Genomic DNA, 26585 nt, shown 5'->3' on the forward strand with positions numbered 1-26585 from the left:
AACTTGGGTTTTTTTGTTATAAGATAATGTACAAAGATTTAATGGGTTCTTTATAGTCTATTTTAATTTGCCAGTCCCCGCCTTCGCTTTTACCAGCGCTGGAACTGCCTGTGTAGGATCAATTTTTGTAAACAAGGATGGTTCCCAGCCAACATTTTCATTTAACTGGACCGTATGTGTTTGATTAAAGGCTTTGACTAAATCTACTTCATTTGCAGAGCTTTTTCCATTTACAAAAGATCCACTTTCAAAAATGGATGTTCCCTTCCAGTCCTTAATAATTTCTCCAGGATCAGCATCATAATCAAAATTAAAGTAATTATTCTCAGCATAAATTTTTGAATTCACGCCAACGCCAAGAGCATATTCAAACTGATAATTTGAGTCTTTATTAAACTCATAATAATTGTTGTAAACATGTACTTGACCATAACGAACCCTTGGAAGCCGCTGTGTTACGTTTTTGTAATAGTTATGGTGAATTGTAACCTTTAAATGTCCCTCGTCGGTTTTTCTACTATCACTGGAGCCAATAAGCGAGGTCTTGTCATGGTCCTCTAATACATTGTAAGAAATGGTTACGTAATCTGCGCCATTCGTCACATCAAGCAATCCGTCATGCTGCTGATAGGTTCTTCCAAACACTTTTCCAAAATCCTCGTCATGGTGTTCTCCATCCGTAAACTTGTTATGATCAATCCAGACATTGTGCGAGTTATTTGTTACCGTTACATTGTCATATTCGGAGTTCCATTCACCAAACTCGCCGTCGGTTGGGTCCCATTGTGGAAAGAAATCAACAGGTGCCTCAAATTTGATATTGCGGATAATGATATTTTCTACACCGCTCATAATAAAGCTGCCGCCTATAATTTTGGCATCGTCTCCTAGTCCGAGAATCGATGTGTTTGAGCCAATATTAACAACGATTTGCTGTTTTTGGTTTTGAGCAGAGCGGGCACGTGCATCCTCCAACGGCCCGAACACTTCGTCATCGTGACCCCATACCTCAGGTTTATAGGCATCAAGGTAGGCATTATAATCATATGCTTGATCTGCATAATACTCAGGTCCAACTGGAGTATTATTCGAATCTACATTAAAGTCAATCGTACCCTTAACATAAATAATTTTAGGAGTGTTATCCTTGCCGTTTCCAAGAGCTTTTAGAAGCTCGGCTTTATTGGTTACAGTGAACACATGGTTCGTGTCAGCGGCTGCCCCTCCTGTTGTTCCCGTACCATAAGCTGCCCAGCCATCCTTAGGTGCAAGAACTTCACTACCTAAATTAGACGAAGCTGATGTTACCGAAGCAATCCCCATTGACAACAAAGAGACTGCTAAAAGACTGCTAAATGTTTTTTTCATCCAGTACACTCCTTTAAAAATTAGATTTTAATAATTCATCTCATTTCCTGTTAATATTAACCGAAAGCGCTTACACTGAAAATTCAAAATGTTAAGATGTTTGTTTGATTTTTTTAGATTTTCATAATTTTTAATATTTAGTATCTCTATTAAGTTTCGGCATTACAAAGAGGGCGTAATTTTTAAATCACCCCCTGTTTGTTTCTTCTATTTTTCTACTTAGATAAATCAACTATTATTATGCATTTCCCACCTATCCTTAAGCGCGTTACATCTCTAATTCAAGTTCACGAATTGCTTTTGCCTTGATTGTACGAATTTCAGCAATTTGTTGATTTATTACCTCTGTTCTTGCTGCCATTGGTGAATCACTCTTGACAACGCTGCCCTCTTTTAATGGTGAGATATAAATATACATTCCTTTTGCTATCAGGTCTTGCTTATGCTGTTGGAGGCCGATTTCCCATGTAGCATTATTACAGAAATTATCATGAATTAACTCGCCATCGATAAACGCATAACCAATATCTCCGGCAAATTCAATTTGAAGAAGAAATTCTTTTACATCATCAAAAACCTCTGGTTCAAAACGAATCACTGCTTTATTTTGATTAACCATTTTAACATTTAGTCCAGAATGTGTTACATTGATTGCTTTTTTATATTCCTTGAATAAGCCATTGCTTCGGCTAGAAATTTCCTCACCAGCAATTTTAATTGAGGTATTAAAGCCTGGAAATGACTTTATATCAACATCCTCTAGTCCTTCGGTTTCCAGCCTTATTTTTTCTTCATCTACAAGCAAGGTTGCATTCGTGATGAATACCTGTTCTTTGCCTCTATATTGAAACTTCCAAAAGTTTAGGCTTTGTTCATGCGACATCGTACAAACATAAAGCGTCCTGCCCGATTTCAACGTGATTTCAACTAGACTAATATCCTTATTACTTACTTGTATCCATGTATGTTCATCAAATATGATGTTCCCTTTATCGACACTTACCTCTTGGATCTCATCACTTTCAAAATAATACTCCCCATTCATTCCTTTTGGATTGAAAAAGAAAAAGTATGATTCACCATTATGCTCTATGCTAGTTAGCAATTGAGTCGTTGAATATTTAAGAGTCAATCCTTGCAAATCCAAGTTAAATGGGAGGATACAGCACTCATCCTTCATTAGCGACATAGTACCAGCTTTAGGCAGACGTATCACTTCATTTTCAAGGTTAACTGTGATGGCAAAATCTTTTTGGTCCTGTGTTTCAACATGATCCTGATAATTATTAATAAAAATAAAACCAGAATCTCGATCTGCTCTTACAGAAAATCTTAATGTTTCAATATCTGTTGGGGCCATATCTTTCGTATCATACGGAAGGATGGTCTTGGTTTTACAAAAGCTCTCTTCCACTGTTTTATAAAAGTAGTGTTGACGTTTTAATCTCTTATATGATTCTCTTATTTGTCCAAACTCTCCAATTGGAGCTTGATAATCGTAGGATATTTTAGGTGTGGCATTTTCATTCAAGAAAGGTGTCTTTTTCCCCTTCGGATTCGAACCGCCATGGAAAACATAATAGCCCACAAAGTTACACCCACCTGCTACCTTCATTTCTGCCATTGCATCAACACTTTCATATGGCAACTTGAATCTATATTTATAGAAAACGGTCATCCCTCCCCCCATTTCACAGCAGGCAAATGGTAAACTCTCAGGACGATAAGCAGGATCAAACCCATAATTTTTCTGTTCATTGCTATGATAGTCTCGAAAGATAAATTCTGGTGTTGCTGGGTGCTCCTTCACATCACCATAGAATATCCATGGCCAAAACGCGTAGCCTCCCCATAATGGGAGGACCTCTTCTACTGGTGCTGCTGCACCACCCCACCCAGTACTCGTGTAAATTGGAGTTTGTATCCCCGCTTGGACGGCTAACTCTTTTAGTTTAATAATATGAGCTTCTGCTTCTGTGCCTGCTGGTACCCACTCGTTACTGGTTCCAGTTGTTATTTCCCACGGTGCACCTGCATGTTGATACTCATTTTCAATCTGAGTTCCAATAATTGGGCCGCCATCCTTAAAGAGATATCCTTGAATCTGTCTCCCAATTTCTTGATAAAACCTTTCGACATATGTCAAATACTCTTGATCATTTGATCGAAGCTCAAAGGGTCTTCCGAAGAGCCAATCAGGAATTCCGCCATTTCTTGCCTCACCGTGGGCAAATGGACCGATTCTCAAAATGACTCTCAAACCATGCTTCCCGCAAAGCCTGACGAATCTTCTGAGGTCTTTATTATTTTCCCAATCAAATATTCCTTGTACTTCTTCATGATGATTCCAAAAAATATAGGTTGGGATAATATCAATACCTGCCATTTTGATTTTGATGATTTCGTCTTCCCATTTTTCACTGTTATATCTACTGAAATGGAACTCACCGCTGATACCGAAAAATGGCCGACCATTTTTCTCTATATAATAGTTTGTAAAACTATAAGTTTCTCCGGTTATATTAGATCCACCAAGCTTGGTTTCAAGTGGATATATCTCTTTTTGCGTATTCTTGACATCAATACTATAATCTCTCATGAAACGATTGCCTCCATCCAATTGGCAAACAGGTCTTAACACTAAACATTAACCTGCTCTTTGTTCTCTGGTATGACTGTATGTTGATTTTACTGGTGATTGAAAAATAGGCGGAGAAATTCCGGCTAAATTGAAAAACACCTATATTTCCTTAAAAATAAGCGGAGTATTTCCGCTTATCTTATCCAGATCGTGGATTTTTGTCTTATTTAGAGCAGTTAACCGGAATTTCTCCGCTTATATCTGCTCCTTAGGCTCCATCTATATACATTAGCCGGAAATTCTCCGCCTATACATTCCCATACCAACACGAATATTAATTATGAATACAAAACCCTTTCCCATAAGGAACGAGCAATCTTTGCAAACAGGAGTGACTGTTTCCAGCGGTTGCTTATCTCTTGGCCGTTTACTGCCATTGCATAAGGAGGCGGCCCCAACTCGCAGACAAATGGGAAGACGTATTCTTCCTTTGCCGTTTGACGCCAACTGCGCATCCCTTCAAGCCACCAACGGAGAAAGTGTTTCAACATAGGGTGTTCAAAATCAGCAGCACCATCCCCACCCACTGGGATATCTACTTGCACCTGCTCTCCGTTCGATAATCTGGCGTGTATGCTCTTCGTCCGAGGGAGCAGCTTCTGTAGCAGCTCTTCTGCCTCGTCAGACACAGTACGCATTTCCCCGGCAACAACATAATGTGAGAAGTCGATCGTCAGCTCAAGCCCAGGCAAACGCTCGGCATACTCCACCGTGCGCAGCAGATCCTGCGTGATTGTGCCCCGGTGCGTTTCGATATACGCCGGAATACCTGCAGACCACGACAGCTCCTCCATGTCGGCTAGCATTTTCACCGCTTGCTCTCCGACCAAAAACGTCCTCATCACCTGTACGTTGACGAAATCCACCCTTCCGAACGATTTTGCCTTGCAAAGAAACACGTCCAGTTCTTCCACCGTTTTTGGATACGCATTTACGCTATATGAAAGGTTGTATTGATTCAGCAACCGGTGCCATTGTTCGGCCTCCCTGCCCTCCGGCAACATCCCGTTAATGCCGTCGTATCCTGCTTCAGCGATGTACTGGACCTTCTCCTCCATGGTCCATTCACCGCCAACGCCGTTTTGGCCTCCCAGTCCGTTCATCCCCCACCAGGACATTAACACCTCGAGCCGTGGCTCGCGCTTAGTGGAAATAAGGTGATTCATACTCAACGCCGCACGGACCTCCATCCGGATTGCTATCTAGTTCCACAGGTGTGCCGTCAGCACGGAACAGAGGACGATAATGTGTGGCAATGTGGGTAGCCGAACTGTTTGCGTAGTGACATATGAACGAGCGGCGGAAACGATCTTTCGTCTTATTGCGGTAGGATCCATGAATCAAATTCCCATTGAAAAAGAGCACATCGCCCCTGTCCATCACCACCGGAACTACCTTTTGATCCTTCGGCGGCTTTACATAGTGTGTTGTGAACGACTCCTTGGAATCAGACTCATCAGGACATACGATTTCATACGTACTCGTCTTTGGCACAACTAACAGCCCGCCGTTTTCCTCATCAGCTGGATCAATCGCTGTCCAAGCAGCAATGCAATTGCCCGGCTCGACCTTTAAGTAAAAGTTATCCTGATGGAGTGCCTGTCCCCGTGCGCCCGGGGGCTTGTAATAGAACATGCTTTGTGCTGCCAAAGGTTCCTCCCCATACAAATCAGACAGCACATCCAATACCGGCTTATGCAGCATATACCGTTTAGCTGTTTCATTAAACCTGTGCGGATGCATGACCCTCGGATAACGCTTTAGCGGATCGGTACTTTCCTGACGCAAATCCGGCTCAAAATGCCCCGGAAGCACCTGATGGCTGATGTCTTCCAATGTTTTGTCAATCTCCTCTAGTTGCTCCTCCGTAAATAACCCCTTTACTATTAAAAAACCTTCAGTTTCGAACTGTCGCTTTTGCTCCTCCGTTAACACACGATGGAAATACACCATGTTTTTAACCTCCCCTATTGCTGCTATAAGTGATGTTTATCACACCATCATTATATAGTTAGAGTACTGATTAGAAGAAGGATGTATCCTGCTAACAATGCATACGATTCTGCTATTTCTTAACCATCCATCTTGTATACAGTTGTCGGTTAAGCTAAACTAGTTTTGATATGGAATGATTAGTAAAGGATGAGTGCCATGAAGCTGGACCGCCCCTCCAACTATGATGGATTGGCCTATAGTACGGTCATTGCCGGACATTTTCATGAAACCGACACCTATTCTACCGTACGTCCGGACGGCATGAGTGACTGGCTGATCACGTACACGTTAGGCGGTGAAGGTTACTTTGAGACAGACGGTACTGAGAAGAGAGTAAGGGACGGTGATGTAGCACTGTTGAAACCGGGGACTCCACATCGTTACGGCACACCTAAAGGGGAAACCTGGCATTTCGTTTGGGCGCATTTTTCTGGCGGATTTATGGATGCTAGTCTACTTCCGCTAGGTGCTCTGACCATCGTGCAGATTGAGCAAAATGCCATGAAGGACCGTGTCTACGACGCTTTTCACCGTATTCTATCTGACTCCCGGGAACGAGGTGCTTATTGGCACGAGCTGTGCTTAGGTGCGCTGCGAGAAATCTTGATGCTGCTTGCAAAACAGCAAACCAGTGGATATGACCCGAGGATTGAAGAAACACTTTATTTGCTCGCCCAGCGGATGCAGGAAACCGTTCGAGTTGAGGAGCTGGCTCACAACATTGGGCTTTCTGCATCGAGACTTTCACATCTATTTAAAGAAAATACCGGCGAATCGATTGTAGAGGCATTAAACCGAATGCGAATTAAGCAGGCAGCCTTGCTGCTTGCCCATACGAATCGGAATGCAACTGAAGCTGCCCAGGATGTAGGCTTCCAAAATTACAATCACTTTACACGGCAGTTTCGCAAATATATTGGGATGACCCCAAGCGAATTCGGCCAAAGCGTTAGGTCCAAGGAGAAGTAGTGCTCTCATTAGTTGATTTTTTCCTTCACTTCGATCACAATGCCACCTTTCGTGACCTATTTTTTGGTTTTTTCATCGCTTTGGTCACGTATATTCCCTATTCGTGACCACTGCATTGGATTTTCTATCTCTTCGGTCACGAATAATTTCTATACGTGACCTTGAATTGGTTTCTGCCTCCGTTTCGGTCACGTATACCAAACTATTAAATAAGAATACTATTTGTACCCAAAGCCCTTATTCTGGTGATATTAAAAAGAAGAGACCGGATTCTACGGAGAATCCGGTCTTCATCATGGAGATAAAATTTCGACTAAGTATCTTATAATGTTACTGTAATGCCACCCCTAGCCACACATTATAACCGCTTCAACTTCTGAGGGTTTTGCTAGTATAACAGCTCTCATACTAACTAAATATTCATAGAGACTATGATTATCTTATTAAAAAATTGATTCTGGGGCCTTTTCTTCCATTTAACTGCATAGAATGTAGACAAGCGTATGTGATCTCTCAATGAAAATAGTTAACCTGGAGGGAATAACCGAATGCATTTTATAGAAGATGTTAAAGACGTGAAATTTAGTTTTTTGGAAAAGCCGCCGGCGTCGTCTATGACACATGCCTTTGTTTATGTGAATCATCACAACGAATACTATGCAGTTAAAAATGGAGAGCGTTTGTCACGTAGTGAACTGAGGATTGGAAAATATAAAAAGGTTTATACAATCAATATGCAACAGTATACTATCACCTACAAGGAGGAAGTTCCCTCGGCAACACGCGGAAGAAGGTTTTCTATCAATTTATCTATCGATATTGCCGTTGAACATCCCGAACGGTTAGTTCAACAAAATGCAGGAGAAATTAACACCATTTTTAAGAATAACCTACCTTTCTGGGTAGAGTCGGAAGCAAGATTTTACCCTATTGATGAGGAAATGAGTTTTGCCCGGCATATAGAAGAGTTTTTTCAAACGTCGAAATTGTCCAAGGTGTTAAGAGATGCTGGTATTGTGATACGAAATGTTCGCGTGTTGATCCGGCAAGGGATTCGGGACCAACGTCATGATGAGGCGATCGCCGATTTAGACCGGAACGCCGAACTATCTGCATATCAAGAGGCTCTAGACTTGGAGGAGGACCGCCGGATATCGGCAGCAATTAAAGAAGCCCTGCAAGCAGGTGATTTTATCACTGCTGGGAAACTTGGAGAAAAGAATGAAATGGCCAAGCGATTAGTGGAATCGGAGTTTAGCCAAAATCAAGCATTCAAATTTGAGGTAAACAAACAACTTTTTAACTTGATTAACGATCACTCTATTAACCAGTTTGAGGCAGAACAAAGATTGGCCAGGCTAAAAAAGCTATTCCCCTACCTCCCCGTCAATGAGGGAAACAATAATGGAAAAAAACAGATATCTGGTCCAAGGAGAGAACGTTTATCCTATTTAAATAAAGGAGACTAGCAATTGTGGAATCCATTATCAATCAGCTGTTTTCGATCTGGTCACTTTTTTCTGTCCTGCCTGAATGGCTGCGTATATTTATGGCTCTTTTTGTGCTCCTTCAGCTCGCAAGGTTGATTTTGTTGTACATTGTTCCTCCATTCTTAAACTTGTTTTGCCGTTTGTTTAAAAAAATGCTTCATTTTCTTTCTTACCCCATCATGGCAATTCTTTGCATATTGCAAAGGAGCCGGAGAGAATCAGGAAAGGCTGGCATACCAGTGTGGATGGATATCATCGAAGGATTGTTTGCCTTTTTCGAACGTTTTTTCAACAAAATGATTCAGCTTTCCAGGAAACGGAAAAGGAATAAGACAAGGATTAAGAGATGGACCTTCCATTCTGCTACTGTATTAGTGATTTTACTGACTTCCTTCATCATGAACAATCCAAATAACTGGTTTTTACAAACATGGGAGAAAACTGAAACTTTGTTAAACCAAGAACCTGCGCACATACAAGCATCCGGAACTTCCAAGGATCAAAAATTCTTAATTTTAAATAAGGATTATGAAGAAGGCGGTAATATTCGTGTAGCTCCCGAATTAACTGCTGCACATCTATATACGATTAAAAATGGAGAAATCATGCACTATTTGAATCAAAATCAAGTAGATTCCAAAGGAATTAAGTGGCTAAAAGTTCAAACCACAGACGGAATCGAAGGATGGATCTCATCCTTAATTGTCAAGGAAAAATAAAAAGAAGAGGGGAAATTTCCCCTCTTCTAATCTAACCATCTTCCTAATTGGTATTAATTCATATAACGGTACTCTCTCAGACTTTTCAAGATAGAGATTTCCTGTAATAAATTCTCTCCAACATTTGTTTCTCTTACCTTTTTTCTCTTTAACTCTTCATCTACCACTCTTTTTATTGATAAAACATCTGTCCCGTTAAGTAAAACATCTTCTTTTGAATTAAAATGCTTATGGGCGACTAGCTGCATACCGAAAGAATTATATAGTAACGTATATCCAGCGATTCCGGTTGTTGATTGATAGGCTTTGGAGAAACCTCCATCGATTACGATCATCTTACCATTTGCTTTAATTGGGTCTTCTCCCTCAATTTCTTTAACGGGTGTATGCCCATTGATAATATGCCCCTGGTCAGGATTCAGATCAAATTCTATTAGGATTTTGCGGCAAATTTCTTCATTTTCACGTAAATAGTAGTATGAGTTCTTTCCCTCCTTATGAGTTGCCTTGTCCTTTATAAAGTACCTCTCAAAAGTGGTCATTTCTCTTTTTCCAAAGAGTGATGAGTATTCTCCTGTCCATAAATACCAGACCATATCCGTCGCAAGATCATCTGACACTTCAGGGTGGGCAAATGCATGCCGTAAGTACCGTTCAAAAACATCGAGTAATTTACGGCCAGAATAGGTATTATTTTCAATAAACATTTTTTCCATATTCCCGTTTTCATCTAAAGGAATACAACCATGTATTAAAAGATTTCCATTATATTTTAAATAGAGACTCCCTTTCTTCAAAAGAAAATTCATATGTCTGGCCAGCTTTTCTGAATGCTGCACTGAAAATAATAATCTTTCCATAACCTGTTTTTCTTCTTCTAATAATTGATCAGGCTGTTCTGGATTTACCGTGGCAAAACAAGTATTTTCTAGAGAATAGGTTTTCCCATAAATCGTTATTTCGTTCTTGTCATAATCAATTTTCTCCAGCAAAAGCCTTTCCGACATATTAAAATACGGGCGTCTCTTGATAATAGGCATTTCGAGTTTGAATTGGATCATCGCTATAGCTTGATGGATTTTTGTTATTTGTAATATTTCATGATCAGACTGCTTCATATCTGAATGTACCTTAGGTCTGAAAGCCGGATTGTCCTGATAGTATTTCTCCGCAAGATTCAACAGTGGCCTAAGATTGATTCCATATACATCTTCAATAATATCTAGATTGTCATATCTTGCGCAGATACGAATGATATTAGCAAGACAAACCATTGAACCAGCAAAAGCTCCTATCCATAGTACATCATGGTTTCCCCACTGAATGTCAACGGAATGATAATTGATTAGAGTATCCATGATTTTATCAGGTTCGGGTCCCCGATCATAAATATCCCCTACTACATGGAGATGGTCGACCACCAATCTTTGGGTGGTATACGCTAGCCCTGTAATAAGTTTATCAGCCTGACCTAAGGAGATAATCTGTTCGACTATTTCTTTATAATATTGCTCCTTATTTTCAGATTGGTTCGTTTTGTATAGCAACTCTTCTATAACAAACACAAACTGATTCGGCAATGCTTTTCGTAATTTCGACCGTGTATATTTGGAGGAAGCGTGAGAGATCAGCCTGATCATCCGCTCAATGATAACGATATACCATTGGTTTAGTTCTTGTTCATTGCTGAATTGACTTTTCATTAATTTTAATTTTTCTTCAGGATAATAAACTAATGTGGCAAAATCATTTATTTCTTTTTCAAATAAAACGTCTTGAAACAAGTCTCTGATTCTCTTTTTTACATTCCCCGAACCATTCCTTAATACATGTTGAAAAGCTTGATACTCTCCATGTAAATCACTGACAAAATGTTCGGTCCCCTTTGGGAGATTAAGAATGGCTTCCAGTTTAATGATTTCGGTTACCACTTTTTCTTCACTATCATATTTTTGAAGGAGTAAATCTAGATATTTTGAATTCAAAACTATGTATCCCCTTTCAAAGTTCACCATTTGTTTTCTATGTAATTGATTGAGATTAATTATGTATTATATCAGAAATGATAAATAATGGTTATTGAAATATTTAGAATTTGATAGATTTGCCATCCTAGTACACCTATTTCAATAAGTCGACTCCAGCATTATATGATATTTTATTAAAAATTCCCGGGGGAAATTTTCCCCCGGGCTATTCTACATCAAAGCCAGCTATGAAGCATTTTCAAACTGACTATTATAAAGCTCAGCATAGAAACCATTCTTCTGTAATAATTCTTCGTGATTTCCACTTTCTATTATGTCTCCGTCCTTCATAACTAGGATCAAGTCTGCATTCTTTATAGTTGAAAGTCTATGCGCAATTACAAATGAAGTTTTGCCGACTGTCAGCTTATCCATAGCTTGCTGAATCAATACTTCCGTACGCGTATCAACTGAACTAGTTGCCTCGTCTAAAATAAGTAATGGTTTATGCTCAATCATTGCCCTAGCAATGGTAATCAGCTGTTTTTGGCCAGCGGACAGATTTGCTTTATCATCGAGTATCGTATCATAGCCTTTTGGCAGTGTTTTAATGAAATGGTGAAGACCCACTGCTTTACAGGCTTCTTCTATTTCCTTATTTGAAATTCCATTTCTGGAATAAACAATATTCTCGCGAATGGTGCCTTCAAACAACCATGTGTCCTGAAGAACCATACTGAATAGGTCATGAATGTTTGCCCTCGTGAGCTTATTGGCTGGTACACCGTCAATCAAAATCTCCCCGCCATTTACTTCATAGAATCGCATTAGCAGGTTTACCAAAGTTGTTTTACCGGCACCTGTAGGACCGACAATCGCCACTTTTTGACCTGCCTTTGCCGAAGCAGAGAAGTCTTTAATCACCATTATGTCCTCACTATAGCCGAAGCGAACATTTTTAAACTCCACATCCCCAATGGCGGTTTCAAGTCTTTCACGTTTTTCACCCTCATCTGCAAGTTCTTCTTCAGCAAGAAATTCAAAAACACGTTCACTTGCTGCAGCTGTCGACTGCAGGTTGGTAGCCGCCTGGGCAATCTGTGTAAGAGGCTGCGTAAACAGTCGGATATATATCATAAAGGCTACAATAACACCAAATGAAATGACATCATTTACGGCAAGAACGGCACCGACGATACTTACAATCACATAACCAAAATTACCAACAAACATCATCAATGGCATCATCAGCCCTGACATAAATTGAGATTTCCAGGCGCTGTCATAAAGTCTTGTGTTGATTTCATGGAAGGTTTCCTTCGCATTTTTCTCTCCATTATAAACCTTCACAACATGATGGCCAGAATAGATTTCCTCAATATGACCGTTTAATTTACCTAGCTCTTTTTGCTGCTGAGCAAAGTACTTTTGCGACTTTGAGATGATGAAAGTCATTAATGCAAAGCCTATAAAAGTTGATAATATGGCTGAAATTGCCATAATCCAGTTTGTATAGAACATCATGATCAGCGAGCCGAGGAACATTGTCACTGCCGAAACTAGTACACCTAAACTTTGATTCATCGTCTGGCCAATCATATCAACATCGTTTGTTATCCGACTTAACACATCCCCTGTACTGGTCTTGTCAAAGTATTTCAACGGCAAACGATTGATTTTAGTTGAAATATCAGTCCGTAAATTCTTGGACACCCGCTGTGTAACGGTTGCCATAATATAACCTTGAATGTAATTAAACAGTGCACCTAAGCCATATAGAAAAGCAAGAATGGCTGCGACATTAACCACAGCGTCAAGATCGATGCTGGTCATCATTCCTTCCGTAATCAAATCAGTAATCTGATTCAGGAACTCTGGTCCAATGATATTGAAAATGGCACCTGCCATTGCCAGCAACAATGCTATGATAATAAGTGGTAAGAAGACTTTGCAATAAGATATGAGCTGCCTAAACGTTTTCTTAAAATCTTTTGGTTTTGCACCTGGACCACGAGGGCCGCCTCCATGCGGCGGGCCTGGTGGTGTCGTTCTATTCTGTTCCTGATGATTTTCAGCCAATTTCAAGTTCCTCCTTTGACAACTGAGAATAGGCAATTTCCTGGTAAACTTCACAATCCCTCAAGAGCTCACGATGGGTGCCAATTCCAACCACTTTACCATCATCAAGTACAACGATAGTATCTGCATCCTTAATGGTACCAATCCGTTGGGCAACAATTAATGTAGTAGCATCTTGCGTTTCCTTTTTTAGAACAGACCGCAGTGTTCTATCAGTCTTATAATCTAATGCTGAAAATGAATCATCGAAAATATAGATTTCCGGCTGTCTATATACCGCACGGGCAATGGACAGTCTTTGCTTCTGTCCGCCGGAGATATTTGTACCACCCTGAGCTATGGAAGCCTCATACTGATTTTCCATTTTCTCAACAAATTCTGAACCTTGTGCAATATCCACTGCCTTCTTAACGGCATGTTCCTTTGCTGAATTCTTGCCACTTTCACCATAAGCCACATTGGAAGAAACGGTACCGCTGAACAATACGGCTTTTTGGGATACATAACCAAGTTTATTACGTAATGCCTCCTGCTGATAATTTTTCACATTCAGACCATCTACCAATACTTCCCCTTCCGTTGCATCAAAATAGCGAGGAATAAGGTTAAGCAGTGTACTCTTCCCACTGCCGGTGGAACCAATAAATGCCACTGTTTCTCCTTTGTGTGCAGTAAAGCTGACATTTCGAAGGATATAATCAGAAGCATCTGGATATTTAAAACTAACATTCCGGAATTCAACCTCACCGGAGTGATCCTTCTTTCCTTCCGTTTCTGTCCCATCAATGATGGTTGCCTCGGTATCGAGGACTTCATTAATCCGTTTAGCAGATACAGACGCCCTAGGCAGCATGATAAATACGAAAGAAAGCATCATAAATGCCATAATTACCTGCATGGCATAAGAAGAGAAAACGACCATATCTGAAAATATAGATAAACGATTCGGTAGTGAAGCACTATTAATTAAGTAGGCACCAATCCAATAGATGGCTAGACTCATACCTGACATAATAATGCCCATTGTCGGCATGATGATGGCCATTGTCCGGCTGGTAAAAAGATTCGTCTTCGTCAGTTCATCGTTTGCTTTTTCAAATTTCGCTTCCTGATACTTTTCGGCATTGTAGGCATGAACCACCCTGATACCAGACAAGTTTTCTCTTGAAACAGTATTCAAGTTATCTGTTAAACTCTGAATCACCTTAAATTTCGGCAGAGCAACAAAAATAAGGATTGTTAACATGATGATTAGGATGGCAACGGCAACACCAGTAGTGGCCGTCCACTGCCAGCTTTTTCCCATAATCTTAAAGATTGCCCACACCGCTAAAATTGGTGCTTTGATCACTACCTGCAGTCCCATAGCAATCAGCATTTGAATCTGTGTGATATCATTTGTGGAGCGTGTAATCAAACTAGGAGTTGAAAAGCCATTGATTTCTTCCATTGAAAAAGACATGGTCTTCTCAAATACCATCGCTCGTAGCCGAACAGAAAAACCAGCGGCGACTTTGGCGGCAAAGAATCCCACGATCATAGCCGCTACCATGCTGCCCACAGCACATAAAATCATATATCCACCATTTAGGAGAACATCGCTCATCTTACTTCCTTCCGTCTGAACCAACACGGTGACTTCACGCATATAATCAGGCAGTTTTAAATCCAGATACACCTGGGTCACGATGAAGATTAAACTGCATAAGATTAGCACCCAATCCTTTTTTTGAAGATATTTAAAAATTTTCAGCATGTAATGTACATCCTCCTAATGTTTAATCCAGAACATATCTAATACTGTTAGATACTGTTCAAAAAAAACTCTCTTATAAGTCTACAGTTAAGAGTTATTCATCTTCCGCAGCAATTTCGGTGATCCGTTTTATAATACGCACAAATTCCTTTGCATCGTTTTCTCCTAATTTTTGAAATGTGCTCTCGAGCATTGATAATGCCTCTTCATATTCCGCCATAACAAATTTATGTCCAGCTTCTGTGATGGTGACGATGACTATACGTTTGTCCTGCTCATCCCTATTTCGCTCGATAAATCCTTTTTTGGATAAACTGTTAAGGGCTGACGCAACACGAGGAGTGCTGAGATACAGTTTTTCACTAATTTCGCCTGATGTCACACCTTTTTTCCATAAAACAAGGTACCCTAATATCCTTTTTTCCCCATTAGAAAGATCGTCAACTTTTTTTTGAAAAGGCATTTTAGGGTGTTTCATCATATTAATAAGCAGATCATTTGCTAACGCTCTGAAATCCATGTCATTTCACCTTTCAAAATTATCTAATACTATTAGATAATATATTATGTAGAGTATACCATGTCAAGTTCTATGGTTGTAGATTACCTTTAATGCCGCAGTTCAGCCGAACGTCAAAAAGCCTTGATCTTTCAAGGCCTACTGTCTCACTTCTTTTTGATAAGTTAAAGGTGTTATACCAGTAAATTTCTTAAATGCCCTACTAAAATAAGCAGGGTTATTTTTAAAGCCTATTTTTTCTGCTACATCACAGACCTTTAAATCGTTAGTTTCAGCGATAAGCTCCATAGCCCTATTCATCCGAATTTGCATTAAGTAATTGGTAAATGTTTGCCCAGTTTCTTTTTTAAATTGCTTTCCTAAATAGTCCTTATTCATAAAGATTATTTCCTGAGCCAGCCACTTTAATGATAAATCAGGATTACTTATCTGTTTATCAATCTCATCTATTATTTGATTTATAACCACACTATATTGTTTGTCATTGTTTTTTTGGTTTACTTTACCTAAATCATTTGTAATGTTAATTAATTCTGTTTTGATTGAGTCTAAATTATCCGTTTGGATTATTACTAAAAGTGCATCTGAATAGTAATAAAGGAGCTCAGAATTATCCATTCCAGAAGCTTTAACATTAATTGGATTGTGATTTAACAGATAATTAATCTGATTCATATATTCCCCCCCTCACTGAAATCTCATTTAGTTGGTCATGTTATCAATAGTTAAAGGAATAGTTGTTTGAACACTTATTGTGGAAAAAAGAGACCACAACAGAAGGACCAGAATAAAATTACAGTCAATCCGTGTGAGTCTCCATTTCTCCATCACAAATTATTAACTTGATTACTATGTTAATAGTTATTGAAAACGGCATCACCTAGGTCAGCTACATGGCTCCAAATAATTTCGGAACAAACAATGAAATAGCTGGAACATACGTTACTAGCAGCAACGTAATAATTAAGCCGGCCATGAAAATCAATAACGGTCTTGTTACTGCCTCTATGCTAACCCCCCCAACACTGCATCCGACAAACAAACTGCTTCCGGATGGCGGACTCACGATACCGATACAGAGGTTAAAAACTAAAACAATTCCAAAATGCACAGGATCCATGCCTATATGAGTTACAATTGGTAAAAAGATAGGGGTGAAAATCAGGATTGCCGGTGTAATATCCATTACGGTACCGACTAATAGCAATACGACATTCATAATCAAAAGAATAATGATAGGATTATCTGAAATGGATAATACTGCCTCACTGATGGCAGCTGGTATACCGCTAAAGGCCATTACCCAGGACATGATCGATGAAGCCGCGACAAGAAATAGTACAATCCCTGTCATTACAACTGTTTCACCCAATATCTTGGGAACATCAGACCACTTTAAGGTTTTGTAAATGATAGATAGAATGACAGAGTATAAAACAGCGACCGCTGAACCTTCTGTTGCTGTAAAGACTCCTGCCACGATTCCCCCGATAACGATCACGATGAGCAGTAAGCTTGGAATGGCGTCAATTATAACTTTTGTACCCTCAGAAAAGCTCGGTCTTTTTGCTACCGGATAATTCTCTTTTTTAGCAATATAGTAGGCAATCGCCATAACTGTAAGCCCCATTAGGATTCCCGGTACATAGCCTGCTAAGAATAATGCAGCAATCGAAGTTCCTCCGCTGACCATCGAGTAAATAATAAATGCTCCGCTCGGAGGAATCAATAGTCCTGCAGGGGAAGAGGCAATATTTACAGCGGCAGAATATGCTTTGTTATATCCTTCTTTTTCCTGAAGTGGGGCCATAGTACCACCGATGGCAGCCGCTGCCGCTACTGCAGAACCGGAAATCGATCCAAACAGCATGTTCCCTACCACATTCGTATGAGCTAGTGATCCAGGAAGACTGCCGCCCAGCAACTTTGCAAGGTTGACGAGACGCAGGGCGATTCCCCCGTTATTCATAATAATTCCAGACAAAATGAAAAAGATGACGGCCAAAAGGGAAAAACTGTCGATTCCAGTTACCATTTTTTGAGCTGCCGTAAAAATGGCAACGTCAAACGGTACAATCACGATTGCAGCAATAAAAGAGGCGATCCCGGTGGCTACAGAAATCGGAACCCCCATTGCCATTAAAATAATAAAGCTTATTACCATCACTAAACCTGTTTCAATCGCACCCATGAAAAACTCCTACTTTCATCTCTATAAAATTTCTTCTTTCTTTTTCAACCAATCTGGCATATTTAATAGTTGATAAATGATAATAATCACTCCGGAAATAGGCACGATGGAATAAATCACTCCAACCGGAATTTGCAGAATCGGTGTCAATTGTGCCATGGTCGTATTTACAATGTTTAACCCGCCTTTGATCATCACTGCACCCGCAAAGCCAATAATGAACAAATCATTAACCATTCTAAGGGCCTTTTGATTTTTGCCTTTTAATTTATCCAATACTCCGGTAATCGCCAAATGCTCGTTTGTGCCGAAAGCATAACTTGCTCCCAGCATTGTGGTCCAAATGAGTCCGAAACGAAGCAACTCTTCTGTAATCGTGCTTGGATTCCCCAATACATATCGGCTAAAGACCTGCCAGATTGCACCGAAAACCATGATGATGGTGAATACGCCCCCTACAAACATAATTGACTTATTAAGGAAACTTCGTATTGTTTTCATAACCTAAACTCCTTCTATTAAATCACTGTCTTTCACATTGGTTGTTTTACAATCATGGTAACCTTTTCACTAAAAATAAATAGAAAAGGCCAAGCAAATGTTTCCGCCGTCTATTATTACGACTAGCATAGCGGAGCTTGACCTTCTCTCTTTTATTTTAGAGCTTCAATAGCATCCATGATTTCTTTAATGTTAGGATCTTTCTTGCTATACGCCTCATGCATAGGCTTAACCTTCTCGATAAATGGTTCTTTATCGACTTCAGTGAATTTCACGTCCATCTTGGACTCCGCTTCTGTTATTGCCTCTTCGATTGCTTTATTCCAAAGTTCCTTTTGATATTCTGTAGAGGACGCCGCTGCATCCGTTAGAATTTTCTGCTGTTCCTCAGATAGGCTGTTCCATGTAGTAGCACTCATAACAAGAATGTCCGGAATCATTGTATGTTCATTAATTGAAAACTCTTTCGCAACTTCCCCGTGCTTCCCAGTTGTTAATGCAGTTTCATTGCTTTCCGCACCATCGATAACTCCTGCTTGCAGTGCCGTATAAACCTCACCGTACGCCATTGGCGTTGCGTTCCCACCTAATAACTTGATCATTTCTATTGCAGTCGGTGAATCCTGAACACGAATCTTTAAACCCTTTAGATCATCTGGAGTCTTGATAACCTTATCTTTCGTATAGAAGCTCCTTGCTCCGGAATCATAGTAGGTCAAACCTACAAATCCTTTATCCTCGTTTGCACCGTAAAGCTTTTGAACCGCTTCCGATTCCATAGATTTATAAAAATGATCCTTGCTGACGAATAAATACGGGAGACTGAAAACAGCATATTCAGGAGCAAAGCTCTCTAAGGCTGCTGCACTGACTTTCGTCATATCTACAGCTCCGCCTTGCAGCTGCTCTAATACTTCCTTTTCCGCTCCAAGTACACCATTAGCAAAAATTTCAACTTTCATTTGCCCATCAGAGTTTTCTTCAACCTTCTCGGCGAAATCAGCAAGGGCTTTGTGAACCGGATGGTCTTCACTCATGTTATGGGCCAGCTTAAAAGTTTTCGCCTTAACTTCTGATTCCTTTCCGCCTCCGTCAGCCGTATTATTTGCTGCATTGCCGCACCCAGCCAAAAGTCCAGCTGCTAAAATACCAGTTGTAACAAAAGATAACAATTTTCTCATTACCATTGACCCCCATTTTCTAAATTATTAATTATTCCTAAATCCCTGAAAAATCAGTACATAGTCTTTTGGGTATTTATACTTTGATAGAATCATTTCCCCCCTATTACTCCTGCTTTAAACATGATAAAAAATCTTCGTCTCCATCCACCCCAAATGAAAGTGACATCTTTTCCCTATCAAGCGTTGTAAGCCTTTACGATTATGACGAAAAAAAAGAGACTCACAACAGAAGGACCTGAATAAAATATCAGGCAATCCGTGTGAGTCTCCATTTCTCCGTCACATATTATTAACTTAATTACTATATTAATAGGTTTTGAAAACGATGTCAATCCGTTTTTTTCATAATTTCCCCTAATAGACTCAAAACTACAGATAGTGTATTTGAGTTAACATAAAACTTGAAAACTACTAAAAAAGCCCCACAAGATTAACTTGTGGGGCCGCACTTTTTATATTGCTCAATCTTTCATACTTTACAGTCTTTCCTTTATCTAGATCACTTCCACAAGTGATTCTCTACAAATTCAGCATAAAACAACTGCCAAACTTCCCAGTCATGTGCAGCAGGAATCTCAAGATAAGCGTGGTCGATATTCCTATCATCCAGTGCCTTACTTAAATCTTGTACAGGTTTAAGCCCAAAATCCCAAGTACCAGCACCCATCATTACGGAAGGTTTGTCCAAATTTTTGTATGTGTCGATATTATTCAGTTCATCTCCAGTAGCAGCTGCACTCCAAATACCAAAATAAGCAAACTCATCAGCATGGTGGTAATACATCCGACTTGTGGTTATTCCACCCATCGACAAACCAGCATAAGCGCGACCCTCAGGCTTATTAGATACATTATAGTGAGATTCAATATACGGCATAATATATTTAAACTGGTCTTCTTCTATTTTTTTGTAGTCCCATCCAAAATCTTGATTATTCATAGTGACTACAACAAATGGCTCAGCAGTTCCATCTGCAATCAGATTATCCATAATATTAGCCACTGCACCCTCGTTCATCCAGCGAAGTTCATTACCATACTTATCGCCAGAATTGCCATGGGATAGGTAAAGTACCTTGTATGGTTTGTTGCGGTTTTCATTGTATCCGTGTGGCAGGTAAACAGCAAGCCCGCGTGTATCACCGGCAGCTCCAGTATAGGCTACGGTTTCTACTTTGCCATTCTTATTTTTGCGGGGAAGTTCTACCGAGCGATCCGCCCACTCTCCCGTTCCCATTGTTTTCGAATTATACGGAACATAGACCATGCTTGACAAGCTATCAATTCCTGTCGCAATATTCATTAGCGTCGGATTGTTAGGGTCATCCAGTCTTGCGGTTGTAGTACCATCCGGATTAGTAATTCGGAAATTGTAGACAAACGCCCCGCTAGAAAGAGGAACTCTGACTCCCCACAAATTTTTGCCCAGTTTTTCCATCGATACATAATATGTAGTATCAGCATTACCGCCAGCAGGGAACATACCCGCTTTATATTCCTCCGGTTTATACGGGCGAGTAAATCCATCTTCGATTGTGAAATGAAGGAATGTGTCGCTATAGAGTTCAACCTTTGTTGCTGCTTTAGTCTTATCCTCGTAAATAAACGTTGCATAATAGCCGGTCGGAGAAGCAGTATCCGCCTCCACAGTTACACCAGGTTTATATCCAGCGTAATCATCACCGTCTGAGGCAAAGACAGACTTATTGTTGCTAAAACCCGAGCATAACAAGAAAACCATGATTCCTAAAATTAAAACTCTTTTCATTACCTTACTCCTTTCTCTTATACAAAATTAGTTAGTATTTTTAAGTTATACCAAGATGTGACTTGATTATATAATTTTTCAAAATTATTAGAAATGCAGAATAAAGAGGTTAATTTTCACAATAAAGAGGTGTTATTAACAGTTCATCACCACGGAGTCCCGCAGCCAAACTCAGTGTTATTAACATTTTTGTATTAATACGAAAAAGCCCAATAGTTAGACGTATTATCTTTGTCTATGCTATAGGGCTTAATTTAATTGATGAGGTTCTTTATACTAGTCTCGAAATAAAATTTACTTAACCAATTCTTCTTGTTTACTAGCATCACTCTCGCTATTAGAAAATTCCATAGCTTCGATCAATAGTAAAATGGCTAATGCTTGACCATAGGTCATCGGACTAATGGGAATATTTTTATAAAATTGAGCATCATTCCCTACAGGTGTTCCGTATGATACCTTTTGGACAATTCCATTTTCATCGATTTCCTTTAATTGGGCTTCCAATGCTTTTAGCCCTATCTGAAGGTATTCCTGATCAAGATAACCTTTTCTGACTCCTTTAATGATTCCAAAACCAAAAGCAGCAGTGGCAGAGGTTTCCTCATATGAACTTGGATCATCCAGAACGGTATGCCATAAGCCGCTTTCCGCCTGAAATTTAGCTAATGCCTTCACTTGACTAAACCATGTATCTAATAAATATTCCTTGATACCTTTTTCTAACTCTACCATTTCAAAATACTCTAATAATCCACAGGTATACCAGCCATTTCCTCTTCCCCAATGGACAGCACCATAGTTGTGGTTTTCGTTAAAATCCCAGCCGTGATAGAACAGTCCGGTTTCTTTGTTAAATAAATATTTAATATGAATCAAAAACTGCTTTTTCGATTCTTCAATATACTCAGGCCGATCGAAATAATTGCCTGCTTTTGCTAGAAACAACACGGTCATAAACAAAGTATCGATTAAAATTTGTCCATTATTTGGATCGCCAGTTATCATGTGCTGAAGTGCTCCGTCTCCTGTACGGATCATCTCCTCCATAATCCAGGTGCTCCATTCATCACATACCTCAATGTACTTTGGATTGTTTGTTTCCTCAGCCAAATACATTAACGTGAGCATTGGTGACATTGTATTAACATTTTTTTCGGGCAGGCCTTCTTGCAGTCTTTGATTATACCAATTTAATAAAAAGTTAAAGGTATCTTTGTCATTCGTTAATTGATAGTATTTATAAAGACCATATATTCCAACACCTTGCGGCCATTCCCATAAATTGATATCAATCAAACCAATGGGGAATTCTTCCACAAAGTCATCATCACTTTTTAATGATTTCATTGCTTTTGTTACAAGATGAAGTTTAGATTTAACTAATTCCGACTTAATGACCATTTTTCGATAACTCCTTCTATCTTCTGATTTCTATTTAATTGAACTTCCCCATCTACAATAAATGGTCCCTGCCACGAGCTTTGAACCATTCCATGAATAGGATCAGTAAATTTGAATTCTTCTGAGGTTTCTATTAATTCAGCTTTTAAAACGCTTTCTTTGAATTGGCTAAAGTCGGCAAATTGCAGGACATTGCTATTGCGTATAATCCAGATATTTTCTCTTCCTCTTGAAATGAACTCTCGGTTTTGGTTCTGACCCTTGGTCTGCTGTTCGATCCCATTTTTTGCATAAAGAGCAACATAGGAATCTCCTATTTTACCAAAAATCCAATTATTTGTAATTTCTGTTTGTTCAAAAGCCGCTATTGGGAAATAGGCATGAGTATAGGCAATGTCATTTAAAGGATTAATATTGTAATGGACAATAGCAAGATCCTGGTATTGGTCAACTTTTGGAAGTATCCCATTACCTGCCCAAAAACTTGGGCGGCCAGTACCTAGTTCTGCTTCTTCACCGGGATGGTTAATCCATATAACACCTTCTGGACTGACAATTGAATGGATAACGTGCTCTGAGTAGCCTGTATGACCCGGTCTGTACTCAACGGCGCTTGATAATAATCCGTAACTGTTTTTAAAGGTGTAAAGATCGACAAAGTTCTCTGGTCCTTGATGATTTTTAAAGATGATAGACTCTTCAGGCTCGAGACTCATGTATGCATCATAATTTGGCGGTTGATAATCAGACACACATAAGGATACTGCGGCATATGTAGAATTGTTTAGATTTCCTTTGCCGTACGCAATCCAAAGCAAGGATGTCGTCGCATTATTATAATTACCTTTAAGGTCCTTCTCATAAATGCGACCTTGCGAACAAGATAAATATCCATTATAACTATTGATCGCCATTAATCTAAATGTATCATCCAATGCTTTTTTGGCCTGATTTTTTAATTCCACGTCATTTACCAAATCATATAATGCCAAGAATCCCATCAAATTGATTGGTATATAGTAACTTGAATTCCACTCTGCCAAGAGTTCTCTGTTATATTTTTCAAACCAATGTACCAGTCTTGATTTAGCTTTTTCAGCATGTACCTCCCCAAGGACATTTGCATTTGAAAATCGCTCATTTGGAAATAACTGTCCTGCTAAATACTCGCATGTGTGGAAAAGCAACGCATGATTTTCACTAAAATACCACATAACGTCATCGCCCGGCTCATCAAACCAGTAACGATAATTTAGAATGGCCTGTTTGCATTCCTCCCAAAAGGAATCGTCAAATAATTGGGAGTTACGAAAATCAATCCAAAAACGGAAGAGTTGATTAAAATAAAAATCACTGCAATCAAATCTTTCATTAATAACATGAAGAGTATCCCTGACAATGGATTCAACTAATTCCAATTGCCTGCCTGTTTTGGCTAATGCATAGGCTCTATGCATATTGTTATTTCCATAATCCGCAATCAGGGAAAGTGCTTGCTGTTTTCTTTCCAAAATACTTTCAGGAATATTTGCCGGTACTAAACTTTCCGGATATACCTGAATGAATATATCTTTCTGAATAACCACAGAATGATAGCGTATGGAAAGCTTCAACAGAGCATTAGCCATTCCGATGTCTTCTGCTTTTCCAAGCACAACGCTTTTACTGCCTGGAGTCACACTTCTAATGAATTCTCTTTTTTCTCCCCACCAAACAGTTTTAAGAGTGCATTCCATATTAAATTCCTGCATTAAAGGGCTTTCAAAAATAAGGTTTATGTCACCACTCTTGACCACATCACTCGGAAAGTAAGCATTTTTTAAAGCCTCTTCAAGCAAATGTATCTCATTTGGATCTGCATCTCCTATTGGAAGTACTATTTCAAGCTCGTCATGACCAAGATAATCTAATTGAAAATAATAAAGGGCATCTCTCTCGGCAAGATCCTCAAATAAAACTAAAAATTCATTATTTCCTTCTTGAAGCGTGACCTCAAATTGAATACTTTTTTCTTCGTTTCTCGTATATGGAGAAAATTGCAATGCTTTTTCCCCATTTATCCAAAGAACAACATTACCGCAAGTAAACAGTTTAAATGATGCCTTTTGCAGTTTAGTTGAACGAATATTTGTTACAGCCCATGTTTTTAGAAGAGTAGGCTTCTGCCAAAATCCAGATTTTTCAATTTTTTTATTATTCCAAGGGAAATTCAAATTCCATTCATTTGTGGTGGAGCCAACTGTTAATGATTTTCCCGGGTACACATCTGTTAGATTAATCTTTTCCTTCTTTTCCTTCTTTTCCTTTTTTTCCGCGTCAATGAATACTTTTCGGTTTGGATTTTCAAAAATCGCAAATCCATCTGTCAGCCAGCGATTCAAATCACCAGTAAAATCCATTGTTATGGGCTTAAATGATTTTTGCTCTTCAAATGTGTCTGTTACCAGCCAACGGTTTACCGAATGCTTATAAGATAATGGATAATAAATATGATTCATATACTCCCTCCTTTATTGAAACCCCTTACACAAAAGAGGTGCAAGTGTTTCTTTATTCAATTTTACTGGTACAACAAAAGGGCGAAAGGTTGAAATTTTTGAGGTAATTGTTGAAAATTTTGACTAATAGATAATTTTAATCGTTCAGTAAGCAATAGCGTACCGTAGCAGCTGCCTACTATAAAATTCAAAAAGCCGCACAAGAAAAATCTTGTTAACGGCTTTTTATGTCTAATTATTCTATTTAACTATAATGTCTTTTTTAAATTACTTGATTATAAAACTCATCCTGCTCAACTGATAAACTTAATTCCGGTATATCTAAAAAGTTCTTTATAGCTAGGGCACATGCACCCATTACACACGCATTTGTACCAAAATCTGAAATGAATATATCTTTATAATTGCTTATTGAAACTTTTAAGTTTGATTTGATTAAACTCATTGCTTCAGGAAACAAATTTAATAACTCACTATTTAAAACTAGTGTTTCAGGATTTAGAATATTAATGATATTGTTAAGTCCGATAGATACGTTCTTTATGAATTTATCAATTTGCTCCATAACTGTTGGGTTTCTCTCAATAACAAGATTTTCGATATCTTCGTAGGTCAATTTTGGTACATTTAATTTTTCAGATAATTCATTAATGAAGCTTACTTCTGAAGCATATAACTCCCAACAACCAAAATTGCCACAATTACAAGGTTTTCCATTAGGATTAATAATCATGTGACCCATTTCCCCTGCGTAACCATGATACCCTTTTACCAATTCTCCGTTGATTAAAAAACCTACACCAATTCCGGAATACATACTAATACTTATTAAGTTCTTGCTTTGGTGAAATTTATATATTTTTTCTGCAAATGAACATAAATTTGCATTATTTTCTACATAAACTACTGTATTTACATTCTTCTCAAGGTCTCGCTTTAAATCCTTATTGTACCACTTATGTTGTGGTACAAAAGAGATAGTTTCGTCATTCTTCACAGTTCCATGAACCCCAATGGACACACCAACAATCCCAAAACAACTATCAGAAAATTTTTCTTGGTACCCTCTAATTTGAGTGATCAGAAGATGAAGAATCTCATCATAGTTTGAATTCTCCAATTCTACATGTTCTGAATGAACAGGGTTCCCTTTTAAATCACTAACAGTAAATGTAATTTTTCGATAATCCAAATCAATTCCTAAAGCATATCCCGCATTTTTCCTTAGTGAAAGCATGATTGGCTTTCTTCCAACACTGTTATACTCTTGCTGAGTTTCTATAATTAACCCATCCTCTAAAAGATCCGAAACCTGTGAAGAAATTGTTGCTTTTGTTAATTTTGTAATAGTTGATAGTTCAGCTCTTGAAATCATTTCATGTTTAATGATTTTGCTTAAAACTAAGCTCTTATTTATCTTCTTGAGATACGCACCAACACCAAGTTCCATAAAATTCACCCTACTGTTCAAATAAAATGTCTTTAACTTATTTAGTTATTGGCTGTGTTAAATTGGCCTGATGATTTCCACTCCA

Annotated in this window: 19 protein-coding genes; 3 read left to right on the top strand and 16 right to left on the bottom strand. The window is 38.9% G+C overall.

Annotated features, from left to right (window positions below):
- Positions 1-57 precede the first annotated feature (57 nt).
- The 4 genes from BANA01_RS26055 to BANA01_RS26070 all read right to left on the bottom strand — a co-directional run bounded on the left by BANA01_RS26055 (position 58) and on the right by BANA01_RS26070 (position 5962).
- The gene (locus BANA01_RS26055) at positions 58-1368 is read right to left on the bottom strand and encodes a pectate lyase family protein (protein WP_034675612.1); all 1311 of its coding nucleotides are present in this window, start codon (positions 1366-1368) and stop codon (positions 58-60) included.
- 268 nt (positions 1369-1636) lie between these two features.
- A complete protein-coding gene (locus tag BANA01_RS26060) occupies positions 1637-3967 on the bottom strand; it encodes a beta-galactosidase (RefSeq protein WP_063255335.1) in 2331 nt (776 codons plus the stop codon).
- A 320-nt stretch (positions 3968-4287) separates the two neighbouring features.
- Entirely contained in the window at positions 4288-5175 is an 888-nt protein-coding gene (locus BANA01_RS26065; RefSeq protein ID WP_235847240.1) for a sugar phosphate isomerase/epimerase family protein, read from the bottom strand.
- Positions 5153-5962 carry a phytanoyl-CoA dioxygenase family protein gene (locus tag BANA01_RS26070; RefSeq protein WP_063255336.1) on the bottom strand — a complete coding sequence of 270 codons (810 nt, stop codon included), beginning with the start codon at positions 5960-5962 and terminating at the stop codon, positions 5153-5155. The genes BANA01_RS26065 and BANA01_RS26070 overlap by 23 nt, the downstream gene beginning before the upstream one ends.
- A gap of 303 nt (positions 5963-6265) precedes the next feature.
- On the opposite strand from BANA01_RS26070, the gene BANA01_RS26075 reads away from it, so the two are divergent.
- The 3 genes from BANA01_RS26075 (at position 6266) to BANA01_RS26085 (ending at position 9182) form a co-directional block, all read left to right on the top strand.
- Positions 6266-6973 carry a helix-turn-helix domain-containing protein gene (locus BANA01_RS26075; protein WP_235847241.1) on the top strand — a complete coding sequence of 236 codons (708 nt, stop codon included), beginning with the start codon at positions 6266-6268 and terminating at the stop codon, positions 6971-6973.
- 548 nt (positions 6974-7521) lie between these two features.
- Entirely contained in the window at positions 7522-8442 is a 921-nt protein-coding gene (locus BANA01_RS26080) for a hypothetical protein (protein ID WP_063255338.1), read from the top strand.
- A 5-nt stretch (positions 8443-8447) separates the two neighbouring features.
- Positions 8448-9182 (top strand): SH3 domain-containing protein, encoded by a 735-nt coding sequence (locus BANA01_RS26085; RefSeq protein WP_063255339.1) that lies wholly within the window; start codon positions 8448-8450, stop codon positions 9180-9182.
- A 53-nt stretch (positions 9183-9235) separates the two neighbouring features.
- Here BANA01_RS26085 and fbp read toward each other — a convergent pair whose 3' ends face one another.
- From fbp to BANA01_RS26145, 12 genes are all read right to left on the bottom strand, one after another.
- A complete protein-coding gene (fbp, locus tag BANA01_RS26090; protein WP_063255340.1) occupies positions 9236-11167 on the bottom strand; it encodes a fructose-1,6-bisphosphatase in 1932 nt (643 codons plus the stop codon).
- Between the two features lie 228 nt (positions 11168-11395).
- Positions 11396-13228 (bottom strand): ABC transporter ATP-binding protein, encoded by a 1833-nt coding sequence (locus BANA01_RS26095; protein ID WP_063255341.1) that lies wholly within the window; start codon positions 13226-13228, stop codon positions 11396-11398.
- A complete protein-coding gene (locus BANA01_RS26100; RefSeq protein ID WP_063255342.1) occupies positions 13221-14984 on the bottom strand; it encodes an ABC transporter ATP-binding protein in 1764 nt (587 codons plus the stop codon). Before BANA01_RS26100 ends, BANA01_RS26095 begins: the two co-directional genes overlap by 8 nt.
- A 94-nt stretch (positions 14985-15078) precedes the next feature.
- Positions 15079-15504, bottom strand: a complete 426-nt coding sequence (locus BANA01_RS26105; RefSeq protein ID WP_063255343.1) for a MarR family winged helix-turn-helix transcriptional regulator — start codon at positions 15502-15504, stop codon at positions 15079-15081.
- A gap of 138 nt (positions 15505-15642) precedes the next feature.
- Complete coding sequence (locus tag BANA01_RS26110) at positions 15643-16179, bottom strand: helix-turn-helix domain-containing protein (RefSeq protein WP_063255344.1); 537 nt, start codon at positions 16177-16179, stop codon at positions 15643-15645.
- Between the two features lie 214 nt (positions 16180-16393).
- Positions 16394-17695, bottom strand: a complete 1302-nt coding sequence (locus tag BANA01_RS26115; protein ID WP_063255345.1) for a TRAP transporter large permease — start codon at positions 17693-17695, stop codon at positions 16394-16396.
- A 21-nt stretch (positions 17696-17716) separates the two neighbouring features.
- Positions 17717-18196 carry a TRAP transporter small permease gene (locus BANA01_RS26120; protein WP_082799682.1) on the bottom strand — a complete coding sequence of 160 codons (480 nt, stop codon included), beginning with the start codon at positions 18194-18196 and terminating at the stop codon, positions 17717-17719.
- A 152-nt stretch (positions 18197-18348) separates the two neighbouring features.
- Positions 18349-19377, bottom strand: a complete 1029-nt coding sequence (locus BANA01_RS26125) for a TRAP transporter substrate-binding protein (RefSeq protein WP_063255346.1) — start codon at positions 19375-19377, stop codon at positions 18349-18351.
- 502 nt (positions 19378-19879) lie between these two features.
- Positions 19880-21148, bottom strand: a complete 1269-nt coding sequence (locus BANA01_RS26130) for an alpha/beta hydrolase (protein ID WP_063255347.1) — start codon at positions 21146-21148, stop codon at positions 19880-19882.
- A gap of 294 nt (positions 21149-21442) precedes the next feature.
- Complete coding sequence (gene bglB / locus BANA01_RS26135; protein ID WP_063255348.1) at positions 21443-22552, bottom strand: beta-galactosidase BglB; 1110 nt, start codon at positions 22550-22552, stop codon at positions 21443-21445.
- The gene (locus tag BANA01_RS26140) at positions 22531-25050 is read right to left on the bottom strand and encodes a hypothetical protein (RefSeq protein ID WP_063255349.1); all 2520 of its coding nucleotides are present in this window, start codon (positions 25048-25050) and stop codon (positions 22531-22533) included. Before BANA01_RS26140 ends, bglB begins: the two co-directional genes overlap by 22 nt.
- A 262-nt stretch (positions 25051-25312) precedes the next feature.
- Entirely contained in the window at positions 25313-26500 is a 1188-nt protein-coding gene (locus BANA01_RS26145) for an ROK family transcriptional regulator (protein WP_063255350.1), read from the bottom strand.
- Positions 26501-26585 lie beyond the last annotated feature (85 nt).

Origin of the sequence: Neobacillus niacini NBRC 15566, assembly GCF_001591505.1 — a bacterium.
Classification (GTDB): domain Bacteria; phylum Bacillota; class Bacilli; order Bacillales; family Cytobacillaceae; genus Neobacillus; species Neobacillus niacini.

Excerpts from the sequence above, each read along its gene's own strand:
- BANA01_RS26055 (WP_034675612.1), bottom strand. The coding sequence starts at position 1,368 with ATGAAAAAAACATTTAGCAGTCTTTTAGCAGTCTCTTTGTTGTCAATG.
- BANA01_RS26060 (WP_063255335.1), bottom strand. The coding sequence starts at position 3,967 with ATGAGAGATTATAGTATTGATGTCAAGAATACGCAAAAAGAGATATAT.
- BANA01_RS26065 (WP_235847240.1), bottom strand. The coding sequence starts at position 5,175 with ATGAATCACCTTATTTCCACTAAGCGCGAGCCACGGCTCGAGGTGTTA.
- BANA01_RS26070 (WP_063255336.1), bottom strand. The coding sequence starts at position 5,962 with ATGGTGTATTTCCATCGTGTGTTAACGGAGGAGCAAAAGCGACAGTTC.
- BANA01_RS26075 (WP_235847241.1), top strand. The coding sequence starts at position 6,266 with ATGAGTGACTGGCTGATCACGTACACGTTAGGCGGTGAAGGTTACTTT.
- BANA01_RS26080 (WP_063255338.1), top strand. The coding sequence starts at position 7,522 with ATGCATTTTATAGAAGATGTTAAAGACGTGAAATTTAGTTTTTTGGAA.
- BANA01_RS26100 (WP_063255342.1), bottom strand. The coding sequence starts at position 14,984 with ATGCTGAAAATTTTTAAATATCTTCAAAAAAAGGATTGGGTGCTAATC.
- BANA01_RS26105 (WP_063255343.1), bottom strand. The coding sequence starts at position 15,504 with ATGGATTTCAGAGCGTTAGCAAATGATCTGCTTATTAATATGATGAAA.
- BANA01_RS26110 (WP_063255344.1), bottom strand. The coding sequence starts at position 16,179 with ATGAATCAGATTAATTATCTGTTAAATCACAATCCAATTAATGTTAAA.
- BANA01_RS26115 (WP_063255345.1), bottom strand. The coding sequence starts at position 17,695 with ATGGGTGCGATTGAAACAGGTTTAGTGATGGTAATAAGCTTTATTATT.
- BANA01_RS26120 (WP_082799682.1), bottom strand. The coding sequence starts at position 18,196 with ATGAAAACAATACGAAGTTTCCTTAATAAGTCAATTATGTTTGTAGGG.
- BANA01_RS26125 (WP_063255346.1), bottom strand. The coding sequence starts at position 19,377 with ATGAGAAAATTGTTATCTTTTGTTACAACTGGTATTTTAGCAGCTGGA.
- BANA01_RS26130 (WP_063255347.1), bottom strand. The coding sequence starts at position 21,148 with ATGAAAAGAGTTTTAATTTTAGGAATCATGGTTTTCTTGTTATGCTCG.
- bglB (WP_063255348.1), bottom strand. The coding sequence starts at position 22,552 with ATGGTCATTAAGTCGGAATTAGTTAAATCTAAACTTCATCTTGTAACA.
- BANA01_RS26140 (WP_063255349.1), bottom strand. The coding sequence starts at position 25,050 with ATGAATCATATTTATTATCCATTATCTTATAAGCATTCGGTAAACCGT.
- BANA01_RS26145 (WP_063255350.1), bottom strand. The coding sequence starts at position 26,500 with ATGGAACTTGGTGTTGGTGCGTATCTCAAGAAGATAAATAAGAGCTTA.